Below are 13,518 nucleotides of genomic sequence, written 5' to 3'. Positions count from 1 at the left end.
CCATCCTTTGCGTTAGAGAACGGGTACGGGGTGCTCCCGTAACGCCGTTAGCAATGCCGCGGCACTGGCACCACGACAATCCACAACTTTTCTGGCCCCGGCAGCTCGCGCCATCTCAGCGACCCGAGGGCTTGGAACAAACAACGGCAACCGCGCCAACTCGGGCCAGGCTGTGCCTGCCAATTGGTGCAGGTGCACAAAACCCTGCCCACTGCTGACCACCAGGCCGTTCAGGCGTTCCGAGGCAATCCGCGCAGGCAACGCTGCGGGGGCATACTGCGGCAGGCAGCGACGATAAAGCTCCAGATAATCGACACTAACACCTTGCTCGCGTAAACGCTCAGCCAGCAGCTCACGCCCGCCCTCGCCCCTGAGGATCAACACCCGCGCGTCAGGCCGCGAGATAGCCTCGCGCAACTGTGGCAGTTCAAGCAATGCTTCGCTGTCATCTCCCGCCTGGGGATTGCTCACATCAAGACCGTAATCGGTCAGAATTTGCGCGGTGGCCGCGCCCACGCTGAACCAGCGCTGGATCGGTGGCTGCGGCCAATACTGGTCGACCAGATCCACCCCCAACCGGGCAGCAGGTTTACTGACGACAATCACCGCACAGTAGAGATCCAGGTCGAGAATCCTGGCGCGCTGTGTGCCAGAGACCGGCAGCGCCTCGATTTCCAGCAACGGCAAGCTGCTGCTGAAAACACCGGCTTCAGTCAGGATTGCCGCCAGCGCTGCTGACTCTTCCGTCGGCCGGGTCAGCAGCAGACGCCAACCCTTCACTCTTCGCCAGCCTCGCCGTAGACCGCTTGCAGAATGGCATCGGCCCCCTGGGCCAGGAGGTCTTCAGCCACTTGCACGCCCAGTGCCTGCGCCGCGCTTTGCGGGCCTCGGGCCTCGGCGCTCAGCAGCAGACCACCGCTCGGGTCGCCGACCAGGCCGCGCAACCAGATCTGCTCGCCTTCAAGCACCGCGTAGCAGGCGATCGGCACTTGGCAGCCGCCATTCAGGTGCTTGTTAAGAGCACGTTCAGCCGTGACCCGAATGGCCGTGTCCTGGTGATGCAGAGGCGCGAGCAGGGCATGTATTTCGGTATCGGCGCTGCGGCATTCAATACCGACTGCACCCTGACCGCCCGCCGGCAGGCTGTCGTCGACACTGATCGAGGATCTGATGCGATCTTCAAAGCCCAGGCGAATCAAACCGGCGGCCGCCAGAATGATTGCGTCGTACTCACCGGCATCCAGCTTGGCCAGACGCGTGTTGACGTTGCCGCGCAGGAATCGGATTTTCAGGTCAGGTCGGCGGGCCAGCAACTGAGCCTGGCGACGCAGGCTTGAGGTACCAACCACACTACCGTTGGGCAAGTCATCAAGACTGGCGTAGGTATTGGAGACAAATGCATCGCGCGGGTCTTCGCGCTCGCAGATGCAATACAGACCGAGGCCTTCAGGGAAGTCCATCGGCACGTCTTTCATCGAGTGCACGGCGATGTCGGCTTCATGCCCGAGCAGGGCGGTTTCCAGCTCTTTGACGAACAGGCCCTTGCCGCCAATTTTCGACAGCGGTGAGTCGAGCAGCTTGTCGCCGCGACTGACCATGGGCACCAACGTCACGAGCAAGCCAGGATGAGCCTCTTCCAGACGAGCTTTGACGTATTCGGCCTGCCACAAGGCCAGAGCACTTTTGCGGGTAGCGATGCGGATTTCGCGAGAGGACATGGATCAATCCGTACTGAATAGATACGGCAGATAATAACAGCTCAGCCAAATCAGCTTTGACTTGAATCAGAGTCTGCGCGACCTCCCTGGCCTTGTATACCCGCAGATAAGGTGTGAAATCCGTGCGCAAGCGCCGGGCTAAAGCTGTTGCATCATTTTGCGCACGCCGGCTACATGTCGTCGGCTGACGATCAGGGCATCGCCGTTGAGGCCTTTGAGATACAGCTGAAAATGTCCAAGAGGTGTGCGCTGCAGGCGTTCGATTCGCTCGCGGGCCACCAGCGCGTTGCGGTGGATGCGCACGAAACGCTCGCCAAACTCGTCTTCGAGGGCTTTCAGCGGTTCATCCAACAGAACTTCGCCACCTTCATGGCGCAAGGTCACATACTTGTGATCGGCAATGAAATAGACAACCTGATTCAGCGGGATCAGCTCGATGCCTTTTCGGGTTCGTGCGCTGATGTGGCTGCGCGGACCATTACCACTTTCTGCAGCCGGACGGGTCAGGGCTGCAAGCTGGATGCGGTTGGGTCGCTCAGCCTTTTTCAGCGCTTCGAGCAGAAGCTCGGCGCGTACTGGCTTGACCAGATACCTCACCTCACTGACCTGAAAAGCCTCCAGGGCAAACTCGTCATGGGCAGTGCAAAACACCACCGCCGGTGGCGTCTCACGCTCGCACAGCCTGGCGGCCACCTGCAAGCCGTCGAGGCCAGGCATCCGGATGTCCAGCAACACGACATCCGGCTTAAGACTGTCAATCAGGGCCATAGCCTCTTCGCCATTGGTGGCGCTCGGCTCCAGGACACTGTAACCCTCGAGTTCGCTGACCATACGGCTCAGTCTCTCTCGGGCCAGGGGTTCGTCATCAACGATCAGGACATTCATATTGCGCTGGATTCCTGCGTGAGTCTCGCACAAGGATAGCGTAGACAGGTGACGTGACATCCGTCACGGCGATCCACGCTAAGACTAGCGCGAGGGCCAAAAAGTGCCTCGGGTCGGGCACCTATATTTACCAGTGTCCGCTGATTGCCGCTCCAAGCCCGTTCTGGCGCGGCATCGTCGTAGGAATTGCTGATACACAATACGAACACTTCCTCTTTATAGCTGGCTTCTACCCTGACCGCATCGTCCCCGGTTCGCGGTGCGACTCCTCGGATCAGAGCGGATCAGAGCCTTTTCCAGAAACGTTTGCAAGGTCAGTTGCGCGATAGGCAAATCATCTGCTGCGCCTACCCTCTAGTCCAACTGTAGACGCTCGCCGAGACGACATTGCCCAATCGACAAATATCGTTTTGTCAGCGCAAGCCCGTCACGTCAAAACATCAGACTTACAGGCTCGCCAGATTTGCCCGGAACAGCCCGCAAGGGTCGGTATCGCGCTCCCGCCCAGATACGGATTGACCACCAAGGTGGCAATCCGCCACAAACCAAGTCTCTGCGCACGCGGGCTCATCGGCAAGGTGCCAGGAGTCTCCTGGAGAAATAAAAAACGTACCGACCAGTGTCAACGACAGGATTGGCAACCCTGTTATTATCCGCAGCAACTTTTCACGCCATCTTCCTTCAGCAAATCACGAGCGAATTCATGAGCACTGACAAGACCAATCAGTCCTGGGGCGGCCGCTTCAGTGAGCCCGTCGACGCCTTTGTCGCCCGCTTCACCGCCTCCGTCACATTCGACCAGCGCCTCTATCGCCACGACATCATGGGCTCGATTGCACACGCCACGATGCTGGCCAAAGTCGGCGTCCTGACCGACGCCGAGCGCGACAGCATCATCGACGGTCTGAAGACCATCCAGAGCGAAATCGAAGCTGGCACGTTCGACTGGCGCATCGACCTGGAAGATGTGCACATGAACATCGAAGCCCGCCTGACTGACCGCATCGGTGTCACCGGCAAGAAATTGCACACCGGTCGTAGCCGTAACGATCAGGTGGCGACCGATATCCGTCTGTGGCTGCGTGATGAGATCGACCTGATCCTGGCGGAAATTACCCGCCTGCAAAAAGGCCTGCTGGAACAGGCCGAGCGCGAAGCCGGCACCATCATGCCCGGCTTCACCCACCTGCAAACCGCACAACCCGTGACCTTCGGGCATCACCTGCTGGCCTGGTTCGAAATGCTCAGCCGCGATTACGAGCGTCTGGTGGACTGCCGCAAACGCACCAACCGCATGCCGTTGGGCAGCGCCGCACTGGCCGGCACCACCTACCCGATCGATCGCGAACTGACCTGCAAGCTGCTGGGCTTCGACGCCGTCGGCGGCAACTCGCTGGACAACGTTTCCGATCGCGACTTCGCTATCGAATTCTGCGCTGCCGCCAGCCTGGCGATGATGCACCTGTCGCGCTTCTCTGAAGAGCTGGTGCTGTGGACCAGCGCACAATTCCAGTTCATCGATTTGCCTGATCGTTTCTGTACCGGCAGTTCGATCATGCCGCAAAAGAAAAACCCTGATGTTCCTGAACTGGTTCGCGGCAAGAGCGGTCGAGTGTTCGGCGCGCTGATGGGCCTGCTGACCTTGATGAAAGGCCAGCCTCTGGCTTACAACAAGGACAACCAGGAAGACAAGGAGCCGCTGTTCGACGCCGCCGATACGCTGCGTGATTCGTTGCGGGCCTTTGCCGACATGATTCCCGCGATCAAGCCCAAACACGCCATCATGCGTGAAGCGGCATTGCGTGGCTTCTCTACCGCCACTGACCTTGCCGACTACCTGGTGCGTCGTGGCCTGCCCTTCCGTGACTGCCACGAAATCGTTGGCCATGCCGTTAAATACGGCGTGGACACCGGCAAGGATCTGGCGGAGATGAGCCTGGAAGAACTGCGCAAGTTCAGCGACCAGATCGAGCAAGACGTGTTTGCAGTGTTGACCCTGGAAGGCTCGGTCAATGCGCGCGACCATATCGGCGGCACCGCACCGAATCAGGTCAAGGCTGCCGTGGTTCGCGGCCAGGCGCTTCTGGCCAGCCGTTAAGCAATCAAAAGCATCGCGAGCAGGCTCGCTCCCACAGATTCAGCGTGATCCTTGTGGGAGCGAGCCTGCTCGCGATGACTGACTTCAGATCACTACAAGACTTACTTCTTGGCGCTGATCATCGCCAAAAACCCTGGCATCGCCGCTTCCTTGTCTGCCGCGATGCGCTTGGCATGCGGTGTCTGCTGCAATTGTTCAAGCAATGCCTTGGCCGCTGGCAGCTCGGCCAGCAGATCCAGATCGAAGAGCTTATGGCCAACCGCACAGGCTATGCTGACGCTGTACAGAAAGTACAAATCCGCCACGCTCAGTGTTTCGCCCGCCACGTACGGCGCAAACTTGCCGTGACGTCCCAGCGATGCAATCCCCAACAACAGCTCGGCCTTGGCTTTTTCCTTGATCGCTTCCGGCACCGACATGCCGAAGAAGGCCTCAGGGAAACAGGCGCGAGCCGGCAGCTCGATGTACAGCTCGATTTCCTTGGCCAGCGCCAGAACCTGGGCCCGCTCGAACGGTGTTTTGGGTAGAAGCGCCGGCCCCGTTTGCGTGTCTTCGAGGTACTGAAGAATCACGCTGGTCTCGTTGATGAAACCTTGCTCGACACCCAGCACCGGAATCTTGCCGCGCGGACTGATGGCCAGCGCCTCAGGGCTTTGACCGGCGTAAAACGCTACTTCCTCAAAGGGCAGGCCCTTCTCCAGCAACGCGTGTTTGACCATGTTGTAGTAGTTGCTGACGGAAAATCCATAAAGTTTGAGCATTACATGGCCTCCAGGCCGTGCAGGGGTTGGCAGCGACTGTTATAGAACGTCGGGAGCACTCTCGCCAGCAGCATCGCACGGCTGAATGCAGGTAAACTGGCCACCTTTCCTTGAGGAGCCTGCCATGAGCGAGCCAACCGATATCGACAACGACAACGACGAAGAAGAGTTCACCGAAACCACCTTGATCGAAGCGATCGAGAACCAGATTGAAAGCGACAATCCGCCAGCCGCCAAGGCGACGCTCAACAAACTGACCCTGGTCGGCTACGAGCGCGAAGAAATCCTGCAACTGATGGCCCACGTACTGGCCGTCGAGATCGACGCCATCCTCGAAGAAGACCGTGCGTTCAATACCGAGTGGTATGAGGCTGCGCTGCGAGCACTGCCGGAGCTGCCGCCAGAGAAGAAATAACCCCTGTTCCAACTGTGAGGTGCCAATCAACCCGGCATTCCTCCAGACCCTGACTACACTGTTTACCACCCCGCTGTCGCACGACCCACGGGGTGATGCTGTCCCGGGCAAAAAAAGCCCTCAGTCAACACTGGACAGGCTGCATGAGTGCGGTCACCTTAGAGGCGCTACTGTCTAATTCCTAGAAAGTCTGGAGTCCTTATGTCGTATACCCCTGAGTTGGTTGCCGAACTGGAAATCCTTGCACTCTTTAACCTGGGGAGTTCCCAGGAAGGCCTGAAAATTCATCAGACCGCTGCCCCGAAAGCCATCGCTGCCGCACAACGCCTGTTCGACAAAGAGCTGATCACTCAACCCGATGGCGGTTATCTGACCAGCCTGGGCCGGGATGCTGCCGAGCATGCCCAAGGGCTGCTGACGATTCTGGCCGTCCAGGAAGCCGCATAAACACCCGCGTATTGCCCACGGGATCCCCTCAAACGGATTCCGCGGGCGCACTTTCGCCACCCAATAAAATCTGACGCCAAAAATAAAATTCAGCTTAAAGGTCGAAGTCTTGAGCCTGTAAACTGCTAGCCGCCCTGAGACCTCCCACATTCGAGCTCCGCGAGCCGGTTTGAGTTTGACATGACCCGCACCCATGAAATTCGCCCCGATCTGGACGAAGGAATCGATCGCAAGGTTCTCAGCCAGCTGCGCGCGCGCTTTCTGAAGCTCAACGACGGTCGCCTGGCCCGCGCCATGGAAGGGTTGTCACCCCGCCAGCAAGGGGTTTTGACCTTGCTGCCACTGTTCTTCCACGTCAATCACCCGCTATTGCCAGGTTACGTCTCGGGCAGCACGCCGGCCGGGCTGTCAAATTTCGAGCCTGACGCCACAGTACTTGCCGAAGCGCAACGCCTGACCCGCTCCTTCTCGTATAAGCCCCGCCACGGTAATCCGTCGCGGCCGATTCACGGTTTGTTCCTGATGGGCAGCCTCGGCACCCTCGCTCAGGCCGATCAGAGCGACATGGACGTGTGGGTCTGTCACGCCTCGGACTTGAGTGAAAGCGAACTCACTGAGCTGCGTAAAAAGTGCCAGTTTCTGGAAATCTGGGCCGCCAGTCAGGGTGCCGAGGCGCATTTCTTTCTGATCGACCCGCAACGCTTCATCTGCGGCGAACGCGACACCCAATTGAGCTCCGACAACTGCGGAACCACGCAGCATTATTTGCTGCTGGACGAGTTCTATCGCACGGCCATCTGGCTCGCCGGACGCACGCCGATCTGGTGGCTGGTGCCGGTGTACGAAGAGTCCGGTTACGATCAGTACACTCATACGCTACTGTCCAAACGCTTTATCCGCGCCGACGAAACCCTCGATCTCGGCCACCTGGCACACATTCCGCCCGGCGAGTTCATCGGGGCCGGGCTCTGGCAGTTGTTCAAAGGTATCGAGTCACCCTACAAATCAGTGCTCAAACTGCTGCTGACCGAGGTCTACGCCAGCGAACACCCGAACGTCGAATGCCTGAGCCTGCGCTTCAAGCAAGCAGTGTTCGCCAACCGCCTTGATCTGGATGAGCTCGACCCGTACATCGTGGTCTACCGGCGCATCGAGGAGTACCTCACGACCCGAGGCGAGCCAGAACGGTTGGAGCTGGTTCGGCGCGCCTTGTACCTCAAGGTCAATCGCAAGCTGACCGGCAACAGCGGCCAGCGCAGCAAAAGCTGGCAGCGTCTGCTGCTGGAGCGGCTGGCTCAAGAGTGGGGCTGGGATCACCGGCAATTGGCGATGCTCGACAGCCGCAGCCAGTGGAAGGTCCGTCACGTCAGTTCCGAGCGCCGCGCACTGGTCAACGAGCTGAACTACAGCTACCGCTTCCTGACCCAGTTCGCCCGCACCGAACAAACCGTCAGCCTGATCAACAAACGCGACCTCAACGTACTGGGTCGCAGGCTGTACGCGGCCTTCGAACGCAAGGCCGACAAGATCGAGTTCATCAACCCCGGCATCGCGCCGGACCTGGCCGAAGACACACTGACCCTCGTCCAGTCAGCGAACAAGAAAGAATCCGGGCAGACCCACTGGGGCTTGTACAACGGCAACCTGGGCAATCTGGAGTGGGAGAATTTCGCGCCGATCAAGCGCAGCCGCGAACTGCTGGAACTCCTGACCTGGTGCCACCGCAACGGCGTGATCGACAGCAGCACTCGCCTGGCCTTACACCCCGGCAGCAGCGACCTGAGCGAGTTCGAGCTGTTCAACCTGCTGGGCAGCCTGCAACAGACCATCGCCCTGCCCCTGACCAGCGTCAGCGAAGAACAGCTGCTGCGCGCCAGCGTGCCGAGCGAGGCGCTGATTCTGGTGAACGTTGGCGTCGACCCACTCAAGCACCACCGCGACCTGAACATCCTGATGACCACCGAGCGCACAGACTCGCTGAGCTACGCCGGGGTACGCGAGAACCTGGTGCTGACCCTCGATCAGGTCACGCTCAACAGCTGGAACGAAGTGCTGGTCAGTCGCTACGACGGCGCCCACGCCCTGCTCGACTGCCTGCGCGATTACCTCAACAACCTGCCGAACGGCCCGGAGCAACCTCGACTGCGAGTGCGCTGCTTCTGCCATAACCGTGCGCAGTTCATCGCCCAACGTGTCGAAGAAGTCCTCGATACCGCGCAGAACCTGCTGCTCAGCAAGCTCAATCATCGCTACCTGATTCAGGTCCAGCAGCATTACCACGTGTTGGAACTGGTTCCCGGTCAGGTCAACCATGTCGCGCTGGCGAGCCTGCCGGCGCTGCTCGATTACCTGAGCGAAGACCTGACCCGTTACAGCCCGCTGCAACTGGACCCAATGGCGCTGGAGGATCACGATCTGGCGTTGATCCTGCCGATGGGCCAGCCCGACTGCATTCAGGTGTTCTACCGCATCAACGATGCCTGTGCCGAGTTGTACGTGCTCGATGAGTTCAATGCCCTGTGGCAACAGCGCCAGCCGTATCACGACGTACAAAGCCTGCTGGTGCCACTGCAACGTTTCCTGCAATCGATCCTGTATCGCCGTGACGCGCTGCTGCCGATGGATGCCGCTCAACCGATGACGGTGCTGGAAACCCTGTACTACCAACTGCTGCCGTCGGGCACCAACCGTGCACGCCGGGTCGAACCACGGCCGGCGCCGCAGACACCGGTGAACAAGCCGTTCTACGACGTCCAGGCGATTGTCGGCAAAGCCGTACCCGGGCAAGGACAGGTCACCCTGTATTGCAATCAGCGAGAGTTTTGCGAATTGGAGCACGGCGACCGGCTATTTGCCGTGGTCGCACAGGAGATCGTCGGGCAGCGTCGCGAGGCGCAACAGTATCGCTGTTACATCACCGACCTGGACCTGTCCGGCCTGCTCGGTGATGGTCAGAGCTCAAGCAATCTTTACCTGCGCTACAAGGCAGACCTGGAGCGCGCATTGAACAAGGCGCTCGAACAGGTCTGAGGTGTTGTCAGAATGAGCAGTCACCGCCATTCTTTGGCTGCGACTCAACCTCAAGCAGTGTGAGCTTCAGAGTCTTGCCGCCTGGTGCCGGCCAATCGATGTGCTGGCCAACCTTCAAACCGAGCAATGCGCTGCCTACCGGCGCAAGAATGGAAATCCTGCCTTCGTCGGCATTGGCGTCCTGTGGATAAACCAGGGTCAGGTGATAGTCCTTGCCGCTGCTTTCTTCACGGCAATGCACACGCGAGTTCATGGTCACGACATCGGCTGGCACTTCATCGTGACCGACCAGCGTATCGGCGCGATCCAGTTCGGTTTGCAGCGCGATAACACCTGGCAGCGAGTCATCCAGGCTGTCGATCAAACGCTCCAGACGTTGCACGTCCAGGCGGGTAAGGATGATGGAAGGTGCGGTCATGATTGAGGCAGGCTCCTTTTTTCTGCACGACAAAAGCAAAACCCCGCCAGAAATAGGCGGGGTTTTCACGGGCCTCGATGAGTTGAGGCGTATCTGGACACTATCACAGCTCAAAAAATATACAAGCCGACACGACAACTACCCTGACACCGGGGGCACCCAACCACTCAACAGGCCGAGCGTTAGCTCGCCTGCCGCTTTTGATCTTGATCCACCCGCCCCTTCGGGAGGCTGAGTGGAGGTGTTCATCAGGGGGTTGGCGCGCAGCGCCGTTCGACGCAGTCGAACACATCGAGAGGAGGTCGAAGCGAAGCCGACCGGAGGCGATGCCCCCTGATGAATGCCGGAGCGAAGGAACACCGAGCCTAAGCGAGGTGCCGGACGCTCGGGGCGAAGCCTTTTGCTTACTTTTCGGCGTCTGGAAAAGTGAGGCGCCGTAAGGGCGAAACCCTAAGCCGCCGTTACCGCAGGAATGGATATGTACACCTGCAAGAGATGGGTCGGCTATCAGGCCGCCATCGCGAGCAGGCTCGCTCCCACAGTGGATTGGTGTACATCTGCGAAAGACAGGTCGGCTGTCAGGCCGCCATCGCAGGCAAGCCAGCTCCCACAGTTAAACTGTGTACATCTGCGGGAGATGGATCGGCTTGTCAGGCCGCCATCGCGAGCAAGCTCAGCTCCTACGAGGACGAGCCCGGGGATGAGTTCTTGCGCTGTTGGGCCTGGGCGCAAATCACCCGTCGCCGCTCGTCATCGGCCGAGCGCCATTCGCGGATATCTTCGACGTGGCGGAAACAGCCCAGGCAGACTTTCTGCTCGTCCAGTCGACAGACGCTGGTGCATGGCGACGGCACAGCCGCGCTGACATTGCTGTACAGCGGTTTGGGCGCACGGGTGGGAGCTGCCTCGCTCACAAGATCACAGCCCTTCGAAATCGAGTTCGACGTCGGCCTGCTGCTTGACGATGCGCTCAAGCATCTCGCCGAGCTGCTCCTCGCTCTTGTCACACATCCAGCGCTCGCTTTCTTCGTCGTAGTCGAAATGGAAGCCGCCGGACACTGCCGCCAGCCACAGCTGACGCAGCGGTTCCTGACGACTGAAGATCAACTGGCTACCGCCTTCGAACTTGACGGTGAGTACACCGGCCGAGCTTTCCAGATCAACATCCAGGCCACTCTCGTCGAAAATATCCTCCAGCGTCTGCTGGGTGGCATCGACCAGATCGTGGAAACGGGCTTCAGTCAAACTCATCGCAGGAACCTCAAAAAGTGTCTACTTACGCTCAAGCGCCGCAAGATACGGCCGAGCCCCAGCGATTGCAAAGGATACTGACCAAGCACCGGTATCCACGCGCCTCGCACTGCTTGACCACCTGCCACAGGCAAAGGCCCGCCGGACGGGTGGTCCGTCGCATAGGCAAGCTGCCGGGTGGCCGGTATACTCCGGCGCAATTAATGCATTTTCAAGGATTTCGCCATGAAGCGCCTGATCTCTTCCCTTGCTGCGCTCGTCGCGGTTGCCTGCCTTGTGGCTGCGTGTGGTCAAAAAGGTCCGCTGTATCTGCCCGATGACAGCAAATCTCCTGAAGACCAGGCAAAGTCGTCGCAGTCAAAAGCGCACCAGCACAGCACCGGTACCAGCACCTACTAAGGGAACATCATGGACGCTTTTAACTACCGTGACGGCGAGCTGTTCGCGGAAGATGTTGCCCTGTCCGCCATCGCCGAACGCTTTGGCACACCCACCTACGTCTACTCCCGCGCACACATCGAAGCCCAGTACCTGGCGTACGCCGATGCCCTGGCCGGCACGCCGCATCTGGTCTGCTTTGCGGTCAAGGCCAACTCCAACCTGGGCGTACTGAATGTCCTGGCGCGTTTGGGCGCCGGTTTCGATATCGTCTCCCGTGGCGAACTGGAACGCGTTCTGGCCGCTGGTGGCCAGGCCGACAAGATCGTCTTCTCCGGCGTCGGCAAGACCCGTGATGACATGCGCCGCGCCCTGGAAGTCGGCGTGCACTGCTTCAACGTCGAGTCGACCGACGAACTCGAGCGCCTGCAAGTCGTCGCTGCCGAACTCGGTGTTCGCGCGCCGATCTCGCTGCGGGTCAACCCGGACGTCGATGCCGGCACACACCCATACATTTCTACCGGTCTTAAAGAAAACAAGTTCGGCATCGCCATTGCCGACGCCGAAGACGTGTACGTCCGTGCCGCCCAACTGCCTAACCTGGAAGTGGTCGGCGTCGATTGCCACATCGGCTCGCAACTGACCACCCTCCCGCCCTTCATCGATGCCCTCGACCGCCTGCTGGCGCTGATCGATCGCCTGAGCGATTGCGGAATCTACCTGCGCCACATCGACCTCGGTGGCGGTTTGGGTGTGCGTTATCGCGATGAAGAGCCGCCATTGGCTGCCGACTACATCAAAGCCGTACGCGAACGCATCGACGGCCGCGACCTGGCGCTGGTGTTCGAACCGGGCCGCTTCATCGTCGCCAACGCCGGCGTGTTGTTGACCCAGGTCGAGTACCTCAAGCACACCGAACACAAAGACTTCGCCATCGTCGACGCGGCCATGAACGACCTGATCCGCCCGGCGCTGTATCAGGCCTGGATGGACGTCACGGCCGTGCGCCCGCGTGCAACCCCGGCGCGCGCCTACGATATCGTCGGACCGATCTGCGAAACCGGCGACTTCCTCGCCAAGGATCGTCAGCTGGCGCTGGAAGAAGGTGACTTGCTTGCCGTGCATTCGGCCGGTGCTTACGGTTTTGTCATGAGCTCCAACTACAACACTCGTGGCCGTTGCGCCGAAGTGCTGGTTGATGGCGATCAGGCTTTTGAAGTGCGTCGCCGCGAGACGGTAGCCGAGTTGTTTGCTGGCGAAAGCCTGCTGCCGGAGTAAAACCATGCTGCTGCGTTTTACCAAAATGCACGGCCTGGGCAATGACTTCATGGTCCTCGACCTGGTCAGCCAGCACGCGCATATTCTGCCCAAGCACGCCAAGCAATGGGGCGATCGGAACACCGGTGTCGGCTTCGATCAACTGCTGATCGTCGAAGCGCCGAGCAACCCGGACGTGGACTTCCGCTATCGGATCTTCAACGCCGACGGTTCCGAAGTGGAACAATGCGGCAACGGTGCGCGCTGCTTCGCGCGCTTCGTGCTGGACAAACGCCTGACCGCAAAACGACAGATCCGCGTCGAGACCAAAAGCGGCATCATCGAACTGGATATCCGCAGCGACGGCCAGATCAGTGTCAACATGGGCCCGCCGCGCCTGGTTCCGGCCGATATTCCATTTGAAGCCCAAGCTCAGGCCTTGAACTATCCGGTCGAAGTCGACGGCAAGACCGTCGAGCTCGCCGCGGTGTCCATGGGTAACCCGCACGCCGTGCTGCGCGTGGACGATATCAACAACGCGCCGGTGCATGAACTGGGGCCGAAAATCGAAAACCACCCGCGTTTCCCGGCACGGACCAACGTCGGTTTTCTTCAGGTCATTGACCGCCAGCGTGCACAGTTGCGCGTCTGGGAGCGCGGCACAGGGGAAACCCAGGCCTGCGGGACCGGTGCCTGCGCAGCAGCAGTGGCCGCGATCAGCCAGGGGTGGATGGATTCACCACTGTTGATTGACCTGCCGGGCGGGCGTCTGTCCATTGAGTGGGCCGGCCCCGGCCAACCGGTGATGATGACCGGACCGGCAGTGCGCGTATACGAAGGACAGGTGCGTCTATGAGTGA

Annotated in this window: 14 protein-coding genes and 1 pseudogene; 7 read left to right on the top strand and 8 right to left on the bottom strand. The window is 59.9% G+C overall.

The features are described from left to right. Positions 1–12: 12 nt before the first annotated feature. From AC07O1_RS04905 to AC07O1_RS04890, 4 genes and pseudogenes are all read right to left on the bottom strand, one after another. Positions 13–780 (bottom strand): uroporphyrinogen-III synthase, encoded by a 768-nt coding sequence (locus AC07O1_RS04905; protein ID WP_495088074.1) that lies wholly within the window; start codon positions 778–780, stop codon positions 13–15. Further along, positions 777–1,718: a hydroxymethylbilane synthase gene (hemC, locus tag AC07O1_RS04900; protein WP_494990852.1), complete on the bottom strand. Its 942-nt coding sequence runs from the start codon at positions 1,716–1,718 to the stop codon at positions 777–779. The genes AC07O1_RS04905 and hemC overlap by 4 nt, the downstream gene beginning before the upstream one ends. Positions 1,719–1,856: 138 nt before the next feature. Beyond that, positions 1,857–2,603 carry a LytR/AlgR family response regulator transcription factor gene (locus AC07O1_RS04895; RefSeq protein ID WP_495088073.1) on the bottom strand — a complete coding sequence of 249 codons (747 nt, stop codon included), beginning with the start codon at positions 2,601–2,603 and terminating at the stop codon, positions 1,857–1,859. After that, a pseudogene (locus tag AC07O1_RS04890) lies at positions 2,600–3,026 on the bottom strand (sensor histidine kinase); the annotation flags it as partial. The gene AC07O1_RS04895 and the pseudogene AC07O1_RS04890, both read right to left, overlap by 4 nt. Before the next feature lie 280 nt (positions 3,027–3,306). Here AC07O1_RS04890 and argH point away from each other — a divergent pair. Then, positions 3,307–4,701, top strand: coding sequence for an argininosuccinate lyase (gene argH, locus AC07O1_RS04885; protein WP_495088072.1), 1,395 nt, complete (start codon positions 3,307–3,309; stop codon positions 4,699–4,701). 101 nt (positions 4,702–4,802) lie between these two features. Here argH and AC07O1_RS04880 read toward each other — a convergent pair whose 3' ends face one another. Further along, positions 4,803–5,462 (bottom strand): glutathione S-transferase family protein, encoded by a 660-nt coding sequence (locus AC07O1_RS04880; protein WP_495088071.1) that lies wholly within the window; start codon positions 5,460–5,462, stop codon positions 4,803–4,805. 124 nt (positions 5,463–5,586) lie between these two features. Between AC07O1_RS04880 and AC07O1_RS04875 the strand changes: the two genes are divergently transcribed. From AC07O1_RS04875 to AC07O1_RS04865, 3 genes are all read left to right on the top strand, one after another. After that, a complete protein-coding gene (locus tag AC07O1_RS04875; RefSeq protein ID WP_495088070.1) occupies positions 5,587–5,877 on the top strand; it encodes a hypothetical protein in 291 nt (96 codons plus the stop codon). 201 nt (positions 5,878–6,078) lie between these two features. Next, positions 6,079–6,324 carry a TIGR02647 family protein gene (locus AC07O1_RS04870; RefSeq protein WP_494990857.1) on the top strand — a complete coding sequence of 82 codons (246 nt, stop codon included), beginning with the start codon at positions 6,079–6,081 and terminating at the stop codon, positions 6,322–6,324. A gap of 180 nt (positions 6,325–6,504) precedes the next feature. Next, positions 6,505–9,354 (top strand): class I adenylate cyclase, encoded by a 2,850-nt coding sequence (locus tag AC07O1_RS04865; RefSeq protein WP_495088069.1) that lies wholly within the window; start codon positions 6,505–6,507, stop codon positions 9,352–9,354. A gap of 7 nt (positions 9,355–9,361) precedes the next feature. On the opposite strand, the gene rnk is transcribed toward AC07O1_RS04865, so the two are convergent. The 3 genes from rnk to cyaY all read right to left on the bottom strand — a co-directional run bounded on the left by rnk (position 9,362) and on the right by cyaY (position 11,023). Further along, positions 9,362–9,772 (bottom strand): nucleoside diphosphate kinase regulator, encoded by a 411-nt coding sequence (rnk, locus tag AC07O1_RS04860; RefSeq protein WP_123426208.1) that lies wholly within the window; start codon positions 9,770–9,772, stop codon positions 9,362–9,364. Positions 9,773–10,452: 680 nt separating this feature from the next. Continuing rightward, entirely contained in the window at positions 10,453–10,686 is a 234-nt protein-coding gene (locus AC07O1_RS04855) for a DUF1289 domain-containing protein (protein WP_495088068.1), read from the bottom strand. A 4-nt stretch (positions 10,687–10,690) separates the two neighbouring features. Beyond that, positions 10,691–11,023: an iron donor protein CyaY gene (gene cyaY / locus AC07O1_RS04850; RefSeq protein WP_145014178.1), complete on the bottom strand. Its 333-nt coding sequence runs from the start codon at positions 11,021–11,023 to the stop codon at positions 10,691–10,693. A 225-nt stretch (positions 11,024–11,248) separates the two neighbouring features. Between cyaY and lptM the strand changes: the two genes are divergently transcribed. From lptM to dapF, 3 genes are read left to right on the top strand one after another with little or no spacing between them, the layout of a single operon-like run. After that, positions 11,249–11,422, top strand: coding sequence for an LPS translocon maturation chaperone LptM (gene lptM / locus AC07O1_RS04845; RefSeq protein WP_494990860.1), 174 nt, complete (start codon positions 11,249–11,251; stop codon positions 11,420–11,422). A 9-nt stretch (positions 11,423–11,431) separates the two neighbouring features. After that, complete coding sequence (gene lysA, locus AC07O1_RS04840) at positions 11,432–12,679, top strand: diaminopimelate decarboxylase (protein WP_495010418.1); 1,248 nt, start codon at positions 11,432–11,434, stop codon at positions 12,677–12,679. A 4-nt stretch (positions 12,680–12,683) separates the two neighbouring features. After that, entirely contained in the window at positions 12,684–13,514 is an 831-nt protein-coding gene (dapF, locus tag AC07O1_RS04835; protein ID WP_495010419.1) for a diaminopimelate epimerase, read from the top strand. The last annotated feature ends 4 nt before the right edge of the window (positions 13,515–13,518 follow it).

The sequence above is a fragment of the Pseudomonas sp. GW821-FHT07G10 genome (assembly GCF_059418545.1).
Note: the sequence above shows the minus strand (reverse complement) of the source record. Positions and strands in the feature narration are given on the sequence as shown.